6 protein-coding genes are annotated in these 3403 nt (G+C 58.8%); all 6 read left to right on the top strand.

Going from position 1 to position 3403, the window contains the following annotated elements:
• The first annotated feature begins 254 nt into the window (after positions 1 to 254).
• The 6 genes from QZY48_RS04695 (at position 255) to QZY48_RS04670 (ending at position 3309) form a co-directional block, all read left to right on the top strand.
• Positions 255 to 734, top strand: coding sequence for a DUF29 domain-containing protein (locus tag QZY48_RS04695; protein WP_295428400.1), 480 nt, complete (start codon positions 255 to 257; stop codon positions 732 to 734).
• A 61-nt stretch (positions 735 to 795) separates the two neighbouring features.
• Positions 796 to 1599, top strand: coding sequence for an endonuclease/exonuclease/phosphatase family protein (locus QZY48_RS04690; protein WP_295428398.1), 804 nt, complete (start codon positions 796 to 798; stop codon positions 1597 to 1599).
• Between the two features lie 15 nt (positions 1600 to 1614).
• Positions 1615 to 2049 (top strand): hypothetical protein, encoded by a 435-nt coding sequence (locus QZY48_RS04685; protein WP_295428396.1) that lies wholly within the window; start codon positions 1615 to 1617, stop codon positions 2047 to 2049.
• A gap of 79 nt (positions 2050 to 2128) precedes the next feature.
• A complete protein-coding gene (locus QZY48_RS04680) occupies positions 2129 to 2392 on the top strand; it encodes a YkgJ family cysteine cluster protein (RefSeq protein WP_295428393.1) in 264 nt (87 codons plus the stop codon).
• Between the two features lie 83 nt (positions 2393 to 2475).
• Complete coding sequence (locus tag QZY48_RS04675; RefSeq protein WP_295428391.1) at positions 2476 to 2640, top strand: hypothetical protein; 165 nt, start codon at positions 2476 to 2478, stop codon at positions 2638 to 2640.
• Positions 2641 to 2679: 39 nt separating this feature from the next.
• On the top strand, positions 2680 to 3309 hold the full coding sequence (locus QZY48_RS04670; RefSeq protein ID WP_295428389.1) for a V-type ATP synthase subunit D: 630 nt from the start codon (positions 2680 to 2682) through the stop codon (positions 3307 to 3309).
• Positions 3310 to 3403: the final 94 nt, after the last annotated feature.

Genomic DNA, 3403 nt, shown 5'->3' with positions numbered 1-3403 from the left:
TTGTCGTTGTCGTAATCGGAGAAGAGATGCAATTTGGGATACGAGAGAATCCGGGGCGCCACGATAACCTCGATTACGACAACGACAACGACAACGACAATGGCGCTAAAGGCATACTCTAATTGACTTGTTTAACTGATTGGTGAACCGTTCCGAAGCCCCGACGGGGCGCGACATACCAGCCCAGGGCAACGCCCTGGGGTAACGCCACCCTACCCATCAGCCCTGAAAGGGCGTGACATTTGGTGTCGACCATGACCCTGCCCCCAACCCCCGCGACCATCAGCGACCTCTACGAGACCGACTTCAGCCGCTGGCTGTTCGAGAACGCCGCCCTGCTCCGCCAAGGGCGCTTCGCCGAGGCGGACATCCCCAACATCGCTGAGGAGTTGGAGTGTTTGGGACGCGGTGAGAGCCGGGCCGTTGAAAACCACCTCGCCGTGTTGCTCCTGCACCTGCTCAAGTGGGAACTTCAGCCGGAGCAGCGCAACAGCGGTTGGTGGGACTCAATCTACCATGCCCGCCACGCCGCCAACCGCCTGCTTAGGGACAGCCCGAGCCTGGTCAGCCACGTCCCCGAACTGGTTGCCGACGGGTACGAGGAGGCCCGTTACAATGCCATCCTCGAGACGGAGTTGCCGGAGTCCTGCTTTCCCGAGGTTTGCCCCTATACTGTCGAACAGGTGTTGGACAAGGCATTCTGGCCGGGGACGGGCGAGACCAGTCGGCCATAGGCGCTTGCCGCGGACCGGTTCCACCCGCCAAGAACTGTTCTGCTGTGTTCAAGGAAATCGTATGCTTCGAGTACTTTTCTGGAACATCAACAGGAAGCCCTTGGCGGAACCGCTCAGGCACCTTTGTGATATACACGACATCGATATTCTGGTACTCGCCGAGTCCGGAATTTCCGACAGTTTATTGCTGACGGCGCTCAACCGTGACAGCGAGCGCTTATTCACGAAACCGATTAATTATTCCACGCGATTATCCTTTTTCATTAGGCTGCCGGAAGACCTGTTCACGTCCGTGTCCGATCCCGATTATTGTGCTATTCGAGCGATCGACCCTCCTTTGGGACAGCAAGTTTTGCTGGTCGCTATTCATTATCCAAGTAAACTTTACGCGAGCGACCAAGAACAATCGCTGTTGATGCACCGCATCGTGGAAGAGATTCGTGAAGCCGAGCGGCGCTATGGACATATGCGAACCGTAGTCGTCGGCGATCTCAATATGAATCCCTTTGAGGACGGAGTATGCGGGTCAGAGGGGCTGCACGCAGTAATGTGTAAGGGTATCGCCAAGAGAGAGGCGCGAACCGTCCACGGAAAGAAGCGCTTTTTCTTCTATAACCCGATGTGGAATTTTCTCGGCGACGAGACGCGAGGACCACCTGGCACTTACTATTATTCCAGAGGGGTGACCACTCCTTTCTGGAACACCTTTGATCAGGTACTATACCGCCCCGCCCTGCTTGAAGCCTACCGCGAGCATGACGTGAGTATCATCACCGAGATCGGGAGCAGGAGTCTGCTGCACAAGGGCCGTATCGCCGACACCTTTTCTGATCATTTGCCCCTTATATTCACCGTACGAACCTAACCGGAGAGCCTGAAAATGAGAGTCAAGCCTGAGCAGGCAGCAGAGCAGCACATCAAGAGCCTCTGGGGCGAACTGCCAATGGCCAGTCCAGTACTGGCACCGATCGAGATACTGAAGCAACAGGGCGCGCTGCTCGCAAAGGCGACGAACGGTCTACTGACCGCAGCCACCACAGTTTCCGGAAATCCTCTCCTTCGTGATCCCTTAAACCCGGGAGACGAGTTTCGGGTAATCATGTATCTCGTTGCGACGGCCCTCAACAACTATCGTTTCCAGGTGCTGGAGGTGAGCCATGGAGTCGAGCTATATCCGGCTGTGGTAATGGCGGAAGAAAAATCCATCAAGTGTGCAAACCAGGAGGCATTCGAGGAAGCCATCGCTTCTATTCTACAGTCCGCGCGGGTACGTGGAGCAATTGGCGGACTCTTGGCCCAGATGCGATCGCACTGACAGCCCGCCAACGGATTCAGATCGAATGGCAAGTGCATCTAGCATCTTATTGTTGCCAACGGAACAGCAGGCAGGGCCCATGGTTACCTGCGCCACCTGCGCCGCTGTCTGCTGCCGCCTGGAGGTCCTGTGCATCACGGAAACCGGTGTCCCCCGCCGCTTCACCAGGCCCAACCCCGGCGGCGTCGCGTCGATGGACCGCCTGGCGGACGGCTGGTGCGCCGCGCTGGACCGGGACACCCTGCGCTGTCGCATTTATGAACAGCGTCCGCTGATCTGTCGGGAATTCGAGGAGGGCGGACCGGATTGCATCGAGGAACGCGCGGCCTGGAATGGTGGCTGACCTCCGCCGACAGAATAAAATGCCGTAATGCCGAGGTTGCCGAGGAACGAACTCCAACATTTCCGCTCGGTGCTTATTGCGGCTTGTTGGGCTTCGTTCCTCAGCCCAACCTACAATGCTGTCGTTGTCGTTGTCGTTGTCGTAATCGAGGTTATCGCAACGCCCGGAATTCACTCGCAACCAATTTGCAGCGCTTCTCCGACTACGACTACGACTACGACTACGACAACGACAACGATTGTGTCTAACTTGTTCTTGACTCGATACCAACCACTCGCCGAGACACCATGGCACAACCCCTGATCAAGGTCCCGCCCACCAAGAACACCCTGCTCAAGCTCAAGAAGCAGGTGAAATTCCTGGAGGAGGGGCACGACCTGCTGGAGCGCAAGCGCGAACTGCTCACCCGCCTGGTCTACGAGCGCATCGGCGAGTACCGCAGCCTGCGCGCCCAGGCGCAGCAGGCACTGGCGCAGGCCTACCGGTGCCTGAGCCTCACCCACCTGCGCATGGGCAGCCGGGGCATCCGCCAGGCGGCCCTGGGGGCCGAAGCGGCGCTGCGGGTGGACATACTCCCGCGCCGCGCCCTGGGCGTGGAGTACCCCGCGGTCACGTCCGAGCGGCTTCCGCTCAAGCCCGTGGGCCTGCTCGGCACCGATGCAAGCTTCGACACCAGCCGCGACAATCTGGCCAACGCGGCCGTCCTGCTGGCCCGCCTGAGCGAGGTGGAGACCGCATTGCACCGCCTGATGGAGGAGCAGCGCAAGGCGCAGAAGCGGGTCAACGCGCTCAAATACAACATCATCCCGCGCTACCGCCGGACCATCCATTTCATCGCCTCGGCGCTCGAGGAGGAGGAGCGCAATACCCTGTTCCAGGTCAAGCTGCTGCGTGAGCGCGGGTGCGATCAGAACTGATGTGGCGGCCGAGACCCCGGGTACGCTGTCGTTGTCGTTGTCGTTGTCGTTGTCGTTGTCGTAATCGAATCATCCGACCACGATTACGACAACG

The organism is uncultured Thiodictyon sp., assembly GCF_903828115.1.
Lineage (GTDB): Bacteria > Pseudomonadota > Gammaproteobacteria > Chromatiales > Chromatiaceae > Thiodictyon.
The sequence above is the reverse complement of the archived record's forward strand: the minus strand, read 5'-3'. Positions and strand labels throughout refer to the sequence as shown.